Source organism: Arthrobacter sp. SPT-J7, from assembly GCF_059089965.1.
In genome coordinates, this window is the sequence record NZ_JBNHFF010000585.1 from 1 (window position 1) to 406 (window position 406).

General features: G+C 60.3%; 2 protein-coding genes. Both read right to left on the reverse strand.

Going from position 1 to position 406, the window contains the following annotated elements; genetic code table 11:
• Positions 1 to 199, reverse strand: a 199-nt coding sequence (locus AC5RWX_RS34390) for a hypothetical protein (protein WP_494100593.1), incomplete at its 3' end; no start/stop codon positions are given.
• Between the two features lies 1 nt (position 200).
• Positions 201 to 406, reverse strand: a 206-nt coding sequence (locus AC5RWX_RS34395; protein ID WP_494100594.1) for an FCD domain-containing protein, incomplete at its 5' end; no start/stop codon positions are given.

Below are 406 nucleotides of genomic sequence, written 5' to 3' on the forward strand. Positions count from 1 at the left end.
TGAGGCGGGAATGCAGCCCGATGAAGCTGGCGAGTTCCTGCTTCAGGAACAGGAAGTTACTGCGGCGGGGAGTTCCCTCCGCGGCGCCAGCAGCCGCCGAGACGGCACTACCGATCTTTTCCAGGTCAGTGAAAACGGCGTTGATACTGGTGGATAGCGCCTTCGCGGTCCGCTCAAGGGTTTCCGGAACGGATTCCACGTCAGGCTCCTTCGTCTGGCTGCATTGATAACCGCAGATGCTGCTCAATCAAAAATTCCATGTCGCTGCGGCTGTGTAGTTCGGCGGCGCTGGCTGCTGCATCACCGTCCCGGCCGCTGATTGCCTGGACGATTGCCACGTGCTGGTCCACCGTCCTGTCCTCACTGCCGGCGTTAGCGGGAATACCCCACCAGAGAGTCATCAGTT